Origin of the sequence: Idiomarina sp. (assembly GCF_048260185.1) — a bacterium.
Classification (GTDB): Bacteria; Pseudomonadota; Gammaproteobacteria; order Enterobacterales; family Alteromonadaceae; genus Idiomarina.
In genome coordinates this window covers 833,848-847,119 of the sequence record NZ_JBLXHB010000001.1, presented here as the reverse complement: position 1 = coordinate 847,119, position 13,272 = coordinate 833,848, and the positions used below count along the sequence as shown (strand labels likewise).

The window sequence follows — 13,272 nt, the reverse complement described above, 5'->3', positions numbered from 1 at the left end:
AATAGCCGAACAAAGGGCGTCTCTGTTATAGTGGTGGATATCTACTAAACAGAGACGCTTTTTAGTTAATGGCATGCGGAAATTACCTCCCTTAAACGCGCTTAAATCATTTGAAGTGGCAGCGCGTCACCTCAGTTTTACCAAAGCAGCCGAAGAGTTATTTGTGACTCAGGCGGCAGTCAGTCATCAGGTAAAAGCGTTAGAAGACTTTCTTGAACTTAAACTTTTTATTCGACGTAACCGCTCGTTGCTGTTGACCGAAGAAGGACAGGAATACTATTTAGAATTACGGGATATTTTTGAGCAACTGGCGCAGGCCACCGATAAACTTCGGTTAGTGTCTGAACGCGGCGCTTTGACCGTGTCGGTTCCGCCCAGTTTCGCTATTTTATGGTTTGTTCCGCGGCTTAGTAGTTTTCGCGAAGAACACCCGGATATGGACATTCGTATTAAAGCGGTGGATGAAATTAGTGGTTCGTTAACCGACGACGTGGACGTTGCTATTTACTATGGCGATGGCCGCTGGCCCGGGGTAAAAGCATACCAATTGCATGAAGAATATTTATGGCCGGTTTGTTCGCCGTTGTTATTGAACAAAGCGAATATCAAAGAACCGATAGATTTATTCAAGCAAACCTTGCTGCACGACGAAACCCGTAATGCCTGGAAGGACTGGTTTCAGTTGGTGGGCTTACCTCAGTATAAAGGTGATAATGGACCGGTATTCAGTCATTCGAGCCTGGCTTTACAGGCGGCGGTTCACGGGCAGGGCATTGCATTAGCCAATAACGTGCTGGTGAAGTCCGAAATTGACAGTGGCCACCTGGTTCGCATTTTCCCTCAGGCACTGCAGCGGAATAAAGCGTTTTATCTGGTTTGTCGTGACAATCAGGCGGAGATAGGTAAAATCGCGACCTTCCGTCAGTGGTTGCTAAACTTGGTTCAAAAAGAAGAGCAAGAGTTTAACCAATAATGCGTTATCAACAACAGAACCCGGAAGGAGTCATCCGCATCGTGTTTTTGCACGGTTCAGGAGGCGGTCCCGACACAGCTTTTATGGATTTCTTTGTGGAGCAGGGCATAGCGCTTGGCGCAGAGCTTGTCCGTCCGGACTTTCCGTATTGGGAAAAGGTTCGAGAAACCGGTAAGCCACGGCCGCCGAATAAAATGCAGGCATTGGTTGATGCGATTGATGAACTGCTGATCGAATTACAGCAAGATAATAAGCCGTTAGTTTTGATGGGTAAGTCATTAGGAAGCCGGGTGATGTTGCGTTTAGCCGATAAATCCGGCGCGAAAGCAGTAATTGCTTTGGGGTTTCCGTTCCATCCGCCGCAAAAACCTGAGAAGTCACGCCTTGAAGAATTAGAAATGACGCAGGCGCCCGGTCTTATTTTGCAGGGAACACGGGACCCGTTCAGTAAACCGCTTTTAAAAAGAGCGGAGCAGGGGCAAAGCGTGGAGTTGCCGCATAACTGGCAGTTGCAGTGGCTAGAGGGTGCCGATCACGGTTTTGCCGCCACAAAAGCCAAAGCGGAGAATACGCCTAAGCTTTGGCAACAGGCCGCAGATGCCATTAAGGAGTTTATTCAATGAGTCAGATATTTTTAATTGTGGCCGCCATTTTAGGCGGTACCGGCGTTATGTTGGGCGCTTTTGCTTCGCACGGTTTAAAATCGAAATTAAGCGAGAGTTTGCTGAGCGCTTTTGAGACCGGAGTCACTTATCAATTTTATCACGCGTTGGCACTGTTTGTTTTAGCGCTTTGGTTAAAGCAGTCACAGTCAGTCTGGTTTGTTGCCAGTGGTTATTTGTGGCTGGCTGGCGTGGTTTTATTTTCCGGCAGTTTGTATGCCTTAGCACTTACCGGTGTTAAATGGTTTGGGCCTATAACGCCTATTGGCGGGTTATTATTTATTGCTGGCTGGGTCAGTTTATTAGTTGGCGCAATAAAGTTAGGAGCAGGTAGTTAATGAGTGAGATTGTTAACGGCAGAGGTAGTGGCATTGTATTGCTGTGTCGTGCTGGGTTCGAAGGTGATTGCGCGGCCGAAATTCAGGATAAAACCGCGGAACTGGGTGTTTATGGTTATTGCCAGACACAACCCGAGCAAGCTTACGTTACCTATCATTGCCAGCACGAAGAAGCAGAGCATATTGCCCGTAAACTGACGCTGAAAGACCTGGTTTTTGCGCGCGAAATGTTTGCCTTGCTGGGGCCGGTTAAAGTGGCCGGTATAGAAGACCGTGCCAGCGAAGTCATTAAGGTATTAAAACCTCACCAGGAAACGTTTGGCCTGGCTGGTGAGTTACGAGTGGGAACTCCAGATACTAACGAAGCTAACCAGCTATCCAAATTCTGCCGTAAGTTTAGCGTGCCGCTGCGTCAGGCGTTGCGTAAAGAAGAGCTTTTAAGTAATAAACCGCTAGCTAAACGACCGATGCTGCATGTGTTATTCGTCAACCCGGCGCATGCCTTGGTGGGCTATTCATACAGCTATAACCAAACCTTACACAACGGTGGTATTGTGCGCTTGCGTATGCCAAAAGAGGCACCAAGCCGTTCAACGTTGAAACTGGATGAAGCCTTTCAGGTATTTGTACCTGAAAACGAACATGAAAAACGTGTTCATTCGGGCATGAAGGCGGTAGATCTTGGTGCAGCGCCGGGAGGCTGGACTTATCAGCTGGTACGCCGCGGTATGATGGTACAGGCTGTGGACAACGGGCCGATGGCAGAATCCTTGATGGAAACCGGTCAGGTTAAGCACATTCAGGAAGACGGTTTTAAATTCCGCCCGAAACGCAAAAATGTTACCTGGCTGGTGTGCGATATGGTTGAAAAACCCGCACGTGTCGGCGAGCTGATGACCAGTTGGTTACTGGACGGTGACTGTGAAGAGGCCATATTTAATTTAAAGCTACCAATGCGTCAGCGCTATGCCGCAGTTAAAGGCTACCTGGATCAGATTAAAGAACAGCTACAAACCGAGGGGACTAAGCCGTTTGAAATTCAGGCCAAGCACCTTTACCACGACCGTGAAGAAATTACCGTACATTTGCGCTGGTTGCCCCGCAGCTAGCTTTAATGGCATAGCCTGAGTTCATTCAGGCTATGCCGTTCGCTTTAAAGACGCTCAATAACCGCCTGAGTAAAGTCAGTGGTACCGTGCGAACCGCCTAAATCACGAGTGGTTCGATCGCCACTGGAAATCACATCTTCTAATGCTTTGGTGATTTTTTCCGCTTGCTCTTGCATGCCTAAGTATTCCAGCATCTGAATTGACGCTAAGATAACTGAGGTTGGGTTTGCCAGGTTTTTACCGGCAATATCCGGGGCTGAGCCGTGTACAGCTTCGAAAATGGCACAGTCTTTACCAATGTTAGCTCCGGGTGCCATACCTAAGCCGCCGACCAAACCTGCGCACAGGTCTGACAGGATATCGCCAAACAGGTTGGTGGTGACAATAACGTCAAACTCTTCCGGGTTCATAACTAAGCGCATGCAGGCAGCATCAACAATCATTTCTGTTGATTCAATGTCCGGATACTCTTCAGCAATTTCACGCGCTACTTTTAAGAATAGACCAGAAGTGGATTTCAGAATATTGGCTTTATGCACCGCGGTGACCTTCTTACGGCCTTCGCGACGCGCGGTTTCATAGGCGAAACGGACAATGCGCTCAGCGCCTTCACGGGTGATTTTGCTGACTGCTTCGGCTTCGTTACCGTCTTCAGACACTTTTTGACCTAAGCCCGAATACATACCTTCGGTATTTTCACGAATGGTAATAATATCAATGTTTTCGTAGCGTGCCTGGGTGCCGGTAAAAGACAGCACAGGGCGTACGTTAGCGTATAACGAAAAATGTTTACGCAGGCTGACATTAATAGAGGTAAAGCCTTCGCCAACCGGAGTGGTTAGTGGACCTTTTAATGTAACACCGTTACGTTCAATCGCATCAAGAGTATTCTGAGGTAATAACTCTCCGGTCTTTTCCAAAGCAGTTAAACCAGCGTCGACGTATTCATATTCAAAGTCACAACCTGCTTTATCAAGAATGGCTGTTGCAGACTCGACAATATCCGGACCGATGCCGTCACCTGGAATAACTGTGATAGTTCTACTCATGAATTGATTCCTTTAAACCGTGTTACAACAAAAACAGGAACGGTAATTCTACCATTGCCGCGCTAATACTGACTAGCAAAGCATTATTCAGTCAGTGAATGTAGGTTATAACGGTGAGTAACAGTGACTTTCAAAAGCCGATTTGGCTTTAATTCGGGTCAGTTGCTCACTGTTTATTTGCAGTTGCTGACAATAAGACTTTAGCATCGATTTTACTGAACTGCTTAACGAGACATCGGGATAATAAGTGCTTAGTGTTAAATAATGAGCTAAAAAAAATAGTGCACCTAATTTATTGGATTCGGCTTTATCCGGGTTTAATAAATTTTCGGTAGCCGGAGGCAATTGCCAGCGCTTAACTAATTGTCGACTGCGACGGAAGTCACTGATATCCAGTGCAGAGCCTACCCAACTTGTACTGTAGCAGTGTTCTATTTCTCGCGGGCGAGGCCACTTTGCCGATTTAAGCAGCTCCGGGTGACGAAAAAGATCGGAGCCTGAAAGTAGGGCAAGTAGTGGTGCCGGGGTTGGCAGGCTAACGCCGGTTTCTGCCGATAAGTGCTGTAGCGTTGTTGTCAGTAAGCCGAGCTTTTGCATTAATGCGTTATGCAGCGGAATGGTATTTAATGAAAACTGATGCTGCAAAAAAGCGGTAGCAAGAATAACGGAAGCCCGTTTAGAGCCTAGCCATAAATAAGATTGCTTTAAGTCCATACGACTGGCTTCGCTGTTGCCAATGCGTTCGCTCTGATGCACGGCAGCATGTAGACTGCTGGCTAAAAAGGGTAGCTGGTTAATTTGCTGAATTACTGCGTTTAAGGCGCCACTGGCATTGGCGTAACGGTTTATTGCGCGTAACAGTTGTCTGGGCGTTTGTTGTGTTGCACTTTTTTGCTCGTGTTTTAGTAACCGGTGCTGAGCCAGAGCGTTCATTTGTTCCTGAGTCAAAGGCTTGTCGTTAACTTGCCAGTTTTGTGTCTCGTTCGGGCTGACATAAAACGGGCTGTCCAGCTTATGTAATAAAGCCAGAATCTGGTGCTTTCCTTCAAAACCTAAAAGTACAGCGGTCTGTTGGTTCTTATGGTGTGAAAACTTTTGCCCGGTTAGCCTTATCGGAAACGCATCCTGCTGATTTAACAGTGTCCAGAAGCGATAGCGGAATTCGCTGTTTAATAAAGGGAAAAAAGCTTGAGTAGGCTCACAGCATTGCAACTGAACCTGAGTTAAGGCGTTAACCCAATAGCGAAAAACGACAATGTCAGCGGATTTTAGTGTTAAAGGCTCTAAAGCCGAAAGCCACAGCGGCTGTCTTAAATGCAGCTGCTTCCAGTGAGAAGGGGCCGGGTTAAGCTTCTCACTGACACAAGCAGCGGCCAGAATTCGACGGTAATGCGAGTGCAAAGACCATTGGTAACCACAATGCAGTGCGGTTACACAAACCGCGAGTAACTCACTTATTAGTTGGTTATTGCCCGGAGCATGTTGCTGAGCGTAAAGGGGAAGTAGTTCCGGCCAGCGGTTTTGCTGATACTCTTCATCAATAAACTGAACCAGACGATAAAGCTGACGAACGTCGTGTTGTTTCAGTAAACTAGCTGCTTTTTCACAACACTCGGTCAGCTTTCTCATTCTCGCCTCTGATAATTCTGATAGTCACGATAAGAGTCGTTGCCCCAGGCGATAAGCTTATTATCGCGAAAAACCAAAGGGGTACATTCATCTTTAGTCGTTATTCCGTCAGAAGTCACGTGATGAGTCCGATAAAACAGAACTTGCATGTCACCTTCAGAGGAGGCTTTCGCTTCGTTGATATCGGGTGAGCCTAAAATACGAATAACGCTGTCTTTGGACATACCGAGATCCAACTGACCAATTTGTCTGGCGTTGTAGGTTTCTCGTTCCTGCCATTGTAAATCAGCAGGATCAGCCTGATAAAGCATCAGCACTGCTCCTACTATGGCTAGGTAAGAAACAGCGCCAATGGCGAGTATGACAAAGACTTTATTTTTCATAAATCCTTCAGTCAGTAACAACCTTATAACAAGGATGATACACCGAACCTGGCAATTTCATACGTCCTTGTTCGACGAATGCTCTTAACAATACGTCCAGTCGTTTCATTAACTCTTTTTCACCGTGAATGGTAAATACGCCTTTTTCCCGAATTTGGCGAATGCCGCCATCTTTCACATTACCGGCAACAATAGCTGAGAATGCACGGCGTAAGTCCGCTGCTAACTCTTCTTTAGGCTGTTCCGGGTGCAGGTTTAGCGACGCGACATTTTCGTGAGTCGGGTAGAACGGGCGCTGGAAGTTTTCATCAATAAACAAGGTCCAGTTAAAGTAGTAAGCGTCACCAGAATCACGGCGATATTGTTTTACTGCTGCCATTCCGGCGTGCATGTGCTGCGCAACACCTGAAGGGTCTGCAATAATAATACGATAGAATCCGCGAGCCTCTTCACCCAGAGTTTCAACAATAAAGGTATCCAGCGCATCAAAGTAATCTTTAGACGCTTCAGGGCCTGTTAATATAACCGGTAAGCTTTGTTGTTGGTTTTTCGGGTGCATCAGTATGCCAAGAAGATACAACAGTTCTTCAGCCGTACCAGCGCCCCCCGGGAAAATAACAATACCGTGCGCACAGCGAACGAAGGCTTCCAGGCGCTTTTCAATATCGGGCAAAATAACCAGTTCGTTAACGATAGGATTGGGTGGCTCGGCAGCGATAATGCCCGGTTCAGTAAGACCTAAATAACGCCCACCACTAATACGCTGTTTAGCATGACCAATAGTCGCGCCTTTCATCGGGCCTTTCATTGCACCCGGACCACACCCGGTACAGATATTTAAGCCACGCAAACCCAACTGATAACCCACTTCTTTAGTGTATTTGTACTCAGCTTCGTTAATCGAGTGACCGCCCCAGCAAACAACCATATCGGGCTCTTGCATGGCCTGAATAGTGCGGGCGTTGCGTAGAATATCGAACACCACGTGGGTTAGGGTAGCACTGTCAGCGTCTTTTAGTTCTTCTTCTGAGTAGCGCTCTCCGGTAAAGAGAATATCGCGCAATACCGATTCCAGTAATTCACGAATACCGACAATGAGTTCGCCATCAACAAAAGCTTCTGCCGGCGGCTCAATTAACTCAATTTTAATACCGCGCTCTTTGCGGATAATATTAACGGCGAAATCTTTATACTTATCGTAAATTTCAGCGCTGCTGTCGGTATTACTTCCGGCATTTAAAACCGCGAGACAGCAATTACGAAATAATTTATAAAGTTGGCTGTTTGAGGATTGCTTTAAACGTTCTATTTCCAGTTGCGACAAAAGAGACATGGTGCCTCTTGGAGAAATACTTGCTCTCATTATTTTTCCATACTCCTGTAATAACGATGACTCGGCGTCATCCTTGTGCCGGCGGTGATCATCAGCGTTGGTTTCTATTTGGCTGCGATAACTTTATTGCGCCCGCTATTTTTTGCTTCATAGAGCGCCTTATCGGCTCTTTCAAAAACCGCCAGCGGTGTATCTTCATTATATTTAAATTCAGCTATTCCTGCGGAAATAGTAATGCGTATATCGTCGGTTTTAAATTTAAACGGGATATTAGCCACTTTCTCCCGCGTATTCTCTATATGTTGATAGGCACTTTGTCCATCAGAACAGAATATGATAGCAAACTCTTCGCCACCATAGCGACAAACAAAGGCCGATTCTTTTAACGATTTGCTGAGAGTACCTGCAATAACTTGTAAGGTTTTGTCGCCGGCAATGTGGCCGAAGCTATCATTAATGTTCTTAAAATGATCCACGTCGATAATCGCTATGCTGAGCGGAGTTTCATCTTTGCCCCAGCGCTGGAACTCCAGATTCAAGCGTTCATCAAAAGCAGAGCGGTTAGGCAGTTTGGTCAGGTTGTCCTGTAAACTGCGGAACTTTTGTTTAGCCAGCTCCTGTTTATAGTGTAAAACCTGCGCTTCGGTTTCACGAAGTTTTTGTTCCATGGCTTGTGTGTTGCTATGGAAACTTTGACGTTCTTCATCATGCAACTGAAGGTGCTGATTCAAAGTTTCACCTAAACGGTGCAACTGCAAACCGACAGACTCTTTCAAATCGTTAAGTTCATACGCGTCAGTGACACAAGCCTTTATCTCAGAAACGCCACTTTTTAGTTGCTGGTTCAGATGCAGTCGCTGATCAGCAAAGTCTGCAGAATGATTTATGGTTTGACCTAAGACACTCTGAACAGATTCTAAAGATGCATTTAACTGTTGTAGAAACAGCTGCGCTGAGCGGCGTTCATCGTTAATGTTGTTAAATACCAGCCGCATAACCTTTAAGGTGATAGCTAGCAAGGTTTCACTGGTCTGTGGCTTTTGTAAAGCTACTTTCACTTGTTGCAGGGTATCTGCGGCACTGCCCAGAAATTCCACTTCACTTAGTAAATCAACCAATTGATTTTGGTACTGAGTTACTTGGGTCTCAGTCTGAGTACCTTGCTGCTGATAAGAAAGTGCAAGCAATTGATTAACCAGGGGCAAATAATGAGAAACCGTCATTGTGGGTTGCTCAAACTCATTTGCTATTTTTTGTAGCTGGCTCTTGCCGTTGCTATCGCGGGGCTTAACGTGTTGTAAAGCTAACTGGATACTTTCATTGCTTTCTCTAAGAAGAGTTTGCATACGGACAGTATGCTGAGAAATTACCTCTCCCACTTGCTGCATCATGGGCTCTAGCACCGCGGCGGACGCATTTTGCTGAAGATGACCACGTAATTTATGCAGTAAACCGTCTAACTCACTGTCAACACCATTTAACGCCAGACAAAGATCATTTACAAAATTCGAGTAACGCTGTGAGTCGCGCTGATAATCGTCTTCTATCTGTTTGCGTGACTGGATACTTTGTCGCAGCTTCTTACTAAGATGCTGAACCTGCTCTTGTGGTGTCTCAGGTATTGTCAATGCTCACCTACCCAATATTGAAGTCAATACGCATAATACGAAAATTAATCAGATAAAGTCTAACCTATCTGAATTTATTTACTATTGGTGAATTGTGGTAGTCTTTGAACAAGTTAACTAACAAATAAAGCGAAACTAACGGAGATAAACTGTGCGCAAGAGCTTATTAGCTGTTGGTGTTATGTTGGCACCTTCCATTGTATTAGCAAATACCGACTATAAAATTGATTTAACGCAACCTGAGCACCACAAGGGTGAAGTGTCGATTACCTTCCCGGCCAGTGATGCTAAGTTTCTGGATGTGAAGATGCCATCCTGGAGAACAGGTTATTATCGCATTTTAAATTTAGCGAACGGTGTTCGTGATTTTGAAGTTCAGAGTAATGGTGAAAAACTTCGCTGGGAAAAAGTTGATAAAAGCACCTGGCGAGTTTACTTACCTGAAAACAGCGGCGAAGTGACCGTAGATTACGAAATTTACGCGAATCAACTTGGTCGCCGCAGCCGTCATATTGATGACAGCCATGCCTATTTAGATGCATCCGCTGTGTTCATGTATGCAGATGCGTGGCGTGACGAGCCGGTTTCAGTTTCTCTGGATGTACCGGGTGAGTGGAAGAGTTATTCCGGTATGGACAGAGATGGCGGACATCAGTTCTCGGCCGCAAACTGGGATGTCTTAGTTGATTCGCCAATAGAAACAGGCATTAGCAAACACTATGAATTCACTCAGGATGATCGCGATTATGAAGTCGTATTCTGGGGTGAGGGTAACTACGACGCTGAAAAAACGGTCGAAGATTTACAAAAGCTAGTGGCCACCGGTGACTCGATTTGGAGCAGTTACCCATTTGAGCGTTATGTCTTTATGATCCACGCGACGACTGGGGCTGGTGGTGCAACGGAACACAAAAACTCGACGATTATCCAGCGCCCCAGATACAGCTTTGCCAGTCGCGATGATTACTTGTCGTTTATGTCCACAGCGTCACACGAGTTTGTGCATACCTGGAACGTGAAAGCTTATCGTCCGGATGGACTGGTTCCATACGATTATCAAAAAGAAAACTACACTGATTTATTCTGGATTGCTGAAGGTTCAACCAGCTACTTCCAGAATCATTTGTTATTACAGGCGGATATTATGGAACCGTCTGAGTATTTTGAGCGGGTGGCAACCAGCATTGACCGTTACCGAGCAAAGCCAGGCAGGGATGTTATGTCAGTGGCTGAAGCCTCTTTTGAGGCGTGGATTGATCAATATGGAGATCGCGCGCACAACGATTCTGTGAATATTTATTCGGAAGGTGCTCTGGTTTCCTGGATGCTGGACAGCGAGTTGTTGAAAACAACCGATGGGGAAGTTAGCTATCGTGACGTACATAATGAGTTGTATCAGCGCTTTGATGCCGACGAGCAGGGCTTCACTTCAGCCGACGTGCTAACTATTTTGAAAGACTTAACGGGTAAGTCCTGGCAGGGCTGGTGGCAGGAAAATGTTGAAAGTCCGGCGGCAGATATTCCATTTGAAAGTATGCTGGAGCAAGTTGGATTAGAACTGGTGTATGAGCAGGGTGAGGACGAAGACAGCGTTGAAAAAGCCTGGGCCGGCTGGAGTGCTAATGAAGCCAGTGGCGGCATGGAACTGACCCGGGTTAGTAAAGGCAGCCCGGCCTGGGAAGCGGGCTTTACACCGGGTGATGTCATTGTTGCTTATGACGGACATACCGTAGTTGATGGTCGCTTTAAAGAAGCTTTTGCTGAATATAAAGCGGGTGATTCTATTGAAGTAACATTCTTCCGTCGCGACCAGTTGCACAAGAAAACCTTAACGGTGCAACCAACTCCTGCAACCGATGCGAAAATTGAACCATTAGACGAGCCTACTGCTGAACAGAAAGCTCGTTTCCTGCAATGGTTACAAATTCCGCACCCTAACGCTTAATCAGTTATTGTCGGGCCATGCGTTGCATTTGCAGCGCTGGCTCGAAGTCTGAACGAAATGGGTTTATGTCCAGACCGCCACGACGTGTGTAACGGGCATAAACCGTCAACTTTTTCATTCCTAGTGCTTTCAAGTCCTGATAAATGCGCTCGACACATTGCTCGTGGAATTCGTTATGACGTCTGAATGAGACCAGATAAGCCAGCAGTGCAGCGCGATCCAACTTCGGCCCCTGATAATGAATGTAAACCGAACCCCAATCGGGTTGATTGGTTATCAGACAGTTCGATTTTAACAGATGACTGTGTAGCTCTTCTTCTGTTTCATTTTGTTCTGTAGCAAGTAGTGACGGCTGATAGTCGTAATGCGAAATACTAATATCCTGATGGTCGATGCAATGACCCGGGAAAGTCGCCACGGATTCACCTTCCAGCTCAGATAAATGTTCCAGCTTGACTTTAACCGGTGCACCGGCACAAGCGGACAGGTCGGTTTCCATCAGTTGTTGCACCTGCTCCCATGTGTCAAAACGCGAGTCATTGAAGCTGTTTAAGTAAAGCTTAAACGACTTGGATTCGACCAGATTAGGACTTTCGGCAGGCACTGCAAAATAACCCACCGCAACCTGTGGCAGTCCGTTTGAGTTTAGCCAGGAGATTTCATAACCGGTCCATAAATCTACACCCGAAAAAGGTAGCTTATCTTTAAGCCCTATAGGTTCCCGATTCAGTGAGCGGGGGACTGGTTGCAACTGCTTTGGGTCATATTCATTCGGGTAGTCGGTGTGTTGACCCAGAGATAAGTGGTCTAGTGCGTCCTTCTTTGGCATTTAAGTCGCTCCGTAAGTACAATGGCTGTATTGTAAATTTTCTTAGGTGTAAGTACCAGATGAAGACGTTAGAAGAATCGATAGATGCACTAATGGTGCGCTATCAGGAAACTGTTCCTGTGCGCTATACAGAGTACGTAGAAGAGTGGAATAGCCCGATTTACGGAACTGTTATTGATGAGAATACGGTTGAATGGACGCCGTGCCGGCAGCCTGAAGCGTTAAACTTTGATGATCTTGAGAGTGCTCTGGAAATGAGTTTCCATCAGAGTATTAAAACTTTGTTTGGCCGCTGGTACGCAGGAGATCTAGCGCTTGATTATCAGGGGCACGAAATTAGCTTGCTACAGACGCAGAGCGCAGAAGATGGTGAACGTTTATTAGAGAATATTACGGGTCACATTTTAATGAAGCGCCGTTTGAAACAGCCTGAAACGGTCTTTATTGGTTTAGGTAGCGAGGATGACGGCTTGTTAGTAACCATAGATAATCAAAGTGGTGCGGTTGGACTTGAATGGGTAGGTAAGGAACAACACGAAGTTCTGTCTGACTCATTGGCTGACTGGCTTGATAATTGTCAGCCTCAAGTCGAGACTGATAAAAACTCTTGATGACAGCTTTGCCGGAATGGCGGATAAATGACTCTCGACAGAATTCCGAAAAATGGTTAAGTTGGTGTTATGAAAAACTAACAATTGGCTATTCATTATGCAGGGTCTGACAGAAAAAACGGAAAACGAAATTGATGAAGCAGGTGAAAACAGCAGTGAGCATGTTCAGGGCGAGCTGGTTTATCTTGTTGCTGAAGATTTGAAATTAGCGGCCTCGCTTTTGTTCCAGACTTATTACGATGATGAGTTGCTGCAGAAAATTTTCCGGTCAGACAAACCTGACTACGATAAGCGTTTACGGGCGGCTATCCGCGAAGACTTAAACGCGTTTTGGGAAAGTGGACAGCCTATTATAGGTATTAGAGACGGCGGTACACTATTAGGTGTCGCGTGTCTTACTCGTCCTGGCAAAAGTTTTGGTCCGGGGCGTTTCTGGCACTGGCGGATAAGCATGTTGCTCACGGCTGGTTTTTTGAGTACGAAACAGGTACTTGAAAAGGAACGCTTAATTCAGGAAGCGATGCCGGATGTGCCTTACCATATGCTGGCATTTATTGCGGTAGCACCACAATATCAGTCGCAGGGCGTGGGGCACTTACTTGTTGAAGCTGCCAAAGCGGTTTTCGAAGAAGACCCGGAATCACAAGGGATAGCGGTTTACGTCACTCGTTCGGATTATCAGGCTTTCTTTAAAAAGCGCGGCTATCGCATACAAGCTCAGATAGAAGTTGAAAAGCTGCCCGGTGAAGTCCTGTTCTATGAACGGCAGCAAGGCTGAGTAAA

13 protein-coding genes are annotated in these 13,272 nt (G+C 46.2%); 7 read left to right on the top strand and 6 right to left on the bottom strand.

The features are described 5' to 3' along the window. The first annotated feature begins 73 nt into the window (after positions 1 to 73). The 4 genes from ACN0RF_RS04195 to rlmM are packed head-to-tail and all read left to right on the top strand — an operon-like array spanning position 74 to position 3,082. Complete coding sequence (locus tag ACN0RF_RS04195) at positions 74 to 973, top strand: transcriptional regulator GcvA (protein ID WP_011234116.1); 900 nt, start codon at positions 74 to 76, stop codon at positions 971 to 973. Continuing rightward, positions 973 to 1,596, top strand: coding sequence for an alpha/beta fold hydrolase (locus ACN0RF_RS04190; RefSeq protein ID WP_417438158.1), 624 nt, complete (start codon positions 973 to 975; stop codon positions 1,594 to 1,596). The genes ACN0RF_RS04195 and ACN0RF_RS04190 overlap by 1 nt, the downstream gene beginning before the upstream one ends. Further along, positions 1,593 to 1,973, top strand: a complete 381-nt coding sequence (locus tag ACN0RF_RS04185) for a DUF423 domain-containing protein (protein ID WP_114981492.1) — start codon at positions 1,593 to 1,595, stop codon at positions 1,971 to 1,973. Before ACN0RF_RS04190 ends, ACN0RF_RS04185 begins: the two co-directional genes overlap by 4 nt. Further along, positions 1,973 to 3,082, top strand: a complete 1,110-nt coding sequence (gene rlmM, locus ACN0RF_RS04180) for a 23S rRNA (cytidine(2498)-2'-O)-methyltransferase RlmM (RefSeq protein ID WP_417438157.1) — start codon at positions 1,973 to 1,975, stop codon at positions 3,080 to 3,082. Before ACN0RF_RS04185 ends, rlmM begins: the two co-directional genes overlap by 1 nt. A 44-nt stretch (positions 3,083 to 3,126) precedes the next feature. On the opposite strand, the gene ACN0RF_RS04175 is transcribed toward rlmM, so the two are convergent. From ACN0RF_RS04175 to ACN0RF_RS04155, 5 genes are all read right to left on the bottom strand, one after another. Continuing rightward, on the bottom strand, positions 3,127 to 4,131 hold the full coding sequence (locus ACN0RF_RS04175; RefSeq protein WP_011234112.1) for an isocitrate dehydrogenase: 1,005 nt from the start codon (positions 4,129 to 4,131) through the stop codon (positions 3,127 to 3,129). 105 nt (positions 4,132 to 4,236) lie between these two features. Next, positions 4,237 to 5,760: a hypothetical protein gene (locus tag ACN0RF_RS04170; protein WP_417438156.1), complete on the bottom strand. Its 1,524-nt coding sequence runs from the start codon at positions 5,758 to 5,760 to the stop codon at positions 4,237 to 4,239. Then, the gene (locus ACN0RF_RS04165) at positions 5,757 to 6,143 is read right to left on the bottom strand and encodes a DUF3192 domain-containing protein (protein WP_034820394.1); all 387 of its coding nucleotides are present in this window, start codon (positions 6,141 to 6,143) and stop codon (positions 5,757 to 5,759) included. Before ACN0RF_RS04165 ends, ACN0RF_RS04170 begins: the two co-directional genes overlap by 4 nt. Positions 6,144 to 6,150: 7 nt before the next feature. Then, positions 6,151 to 7,506 (bottom strand): nucleotide 5'-monophosphate nucleosidase PpnN, encoded by a 1,356-nt coding sequence (gene ppnN / locus ACN0RF_RS04160; protein WP_034820396.1) that lies wholly within the window; start codon positions 7,504 to 7,506, stop codon positions 6,151 to 6,153. A gap of 74 nt (positions 7,507 to 7,580) precedes the next feature. Then, positions 7,581 to 9,104 (bottom strand): sensor domain-containing diguanylate cyclase, encoded by a 1,524-nt coding sequence (locus ACN0RF_RS04155; RefSeq protein WP_034820399.1) that lies wholly within the window; start codon positions 9,102 to 9,104, stop codon positions 7,581 to 7,583. 151 nt (positions 9,105 to 9,255) lie between these two features. On the opposite strand from ACN0RF_RS04155, the gene ACN0RF_RS04150 reads away from it, so the two are divergent. Beyond that, positions 9,256 to 11,049, top strand: coding sequence for a M61 family metallopeptidase (locus ACN0RF_RS04150; RefSeq protein ID WP_417438155.1), 1,794 nt, complete (start codon positions 9,256 to 9,258; stop codon positions 11,047 to 11,049). Between the two features lie 4 nt (positions 11,050 to 11,053). On the opposite strand, the gene queF is transcribed toward ACN0RF_RS04150, so the two are convergent. After that, the gene (gene queF / locus ACN0RF_RS04145) at positions 11,054 to 11,878 is read right to left on the bottom strand and encodes an NADPH-dependent 7-cyano-7-deazaguanine reductase QueF (protein WP_417438154.1); all 825 of its coding nucleotides are present in this window, start codon (positions 11,876 to 11,878) and stop codon (positions 11,054 to 11,056) included. A gap of 59 nt (positions 11,879 to 11,937) precedes the next feature. On the opposite strand from queF, the gene syd reads away from it, so the two are divergent. Together syd and ACN0RF_RS04135 are read left to right on the top strand one after the other, a co-directional pair. Next, a complete protein-coding gene (syd, locus tag ACN0RF_RS04140; protein ID WP_417438153.1) occupies positions 11,938 to 12,489 on the top strand; it encodes a SecY-interacting protein in 552 nt (183 codons plus the stop codon). A gap of 97 nt (positions 12,490 to 12,586) precedes the next feature. Beyond that, positions 12,587 to 13,267 carry a GNAT family N-acetyltransferase gene (locus tag ACN0RF_RS04135; protein WP_417438152.1) on the top strand — a complete coding sequence of 227 codons (681 nt, stop codon included), beginning with the start codon at positions 12,587 to 12,589 and terminating at the stop codon, positions 13,265 to 13,267. The last annotated feature ends 5 nt before the right edge of the window (positions 13,268 to 13,272 follow it).

Coding starts and splice junctions, on each gene's coding strand:
- ACN0RF_RS04195 (WP_011234116.1), top strand. CDS start 74: ATGCGGAAATTACCTCCCTTAAACGCGCTTAAATCATTTGAAGTGGCA.
- ACN0RF_RS04190 (WP_417438158.1), top strand. CDS start 973: ATGCGTTATCAACAACAGAACCCGGAAGGAGTCATCCGCATCGTGTTT.
- ACN0RF_RS04185 (WP_114981492.1), top strand. CDS start 1,593: ATGAGTCAGATATTTTTAATTGTGGCCGCCATTTTAGGCGGTACCGGC.
- rlmM (WP_417438157.1), top strand. CDS start 1,973: ATGAGTGAGATTGTTAACGGCAGAGGTAGTGGCATTGTATTGCTGTGT.
- ACN0RF_RS04175 (WP_011234112.1), bottom strand. CDS start 4,131: ATGAGTAGAACTATCACAGTTATTCCAGGTGACGGCATCGGTCCGGAT.
- ACN0RF_RS04170 (WP_417438156.1), bottom strand. CDS start 5,760: ATGAGAAAGCTGACCGAGTGTTGTGAAAAAGCAGCTAGTTTACTGAAA.
- ACN0RF_RS04165 (WP_034820394.1), bottom strand. CDS start 6,143: ATGAAAAATAAAGTCTTTGTCATACTCGCCATTGGCGCTGTTTCTTAC.
- ppnN (WP_034820396.1), bottom strand. CDS start 7,506: ATGAGAGCAAGTATTTCTCCAAGAGGCACCATGTCTCTTTTGTCGCAA.
- queF (WP_417438154.1), bottom strand. CDS start 11,878: ATGCCAAAGAAGGACGCACTAGACCACTTATCTCTGGGTCAACACACC.
- syd (WP_417438153.1), top strand. CDS start 11,938: ATGAAGACGTTAGAAGAATCGATAGATGCACTAATGGTGCGCTATCAG.
- ACN0RF_RS04135 (WP_417438152.1), top strand. CDS start 12,587: ATGCAGGGTCTGACAGAAAAAACGGAAAACGAAATTGATGAAGCAGGT.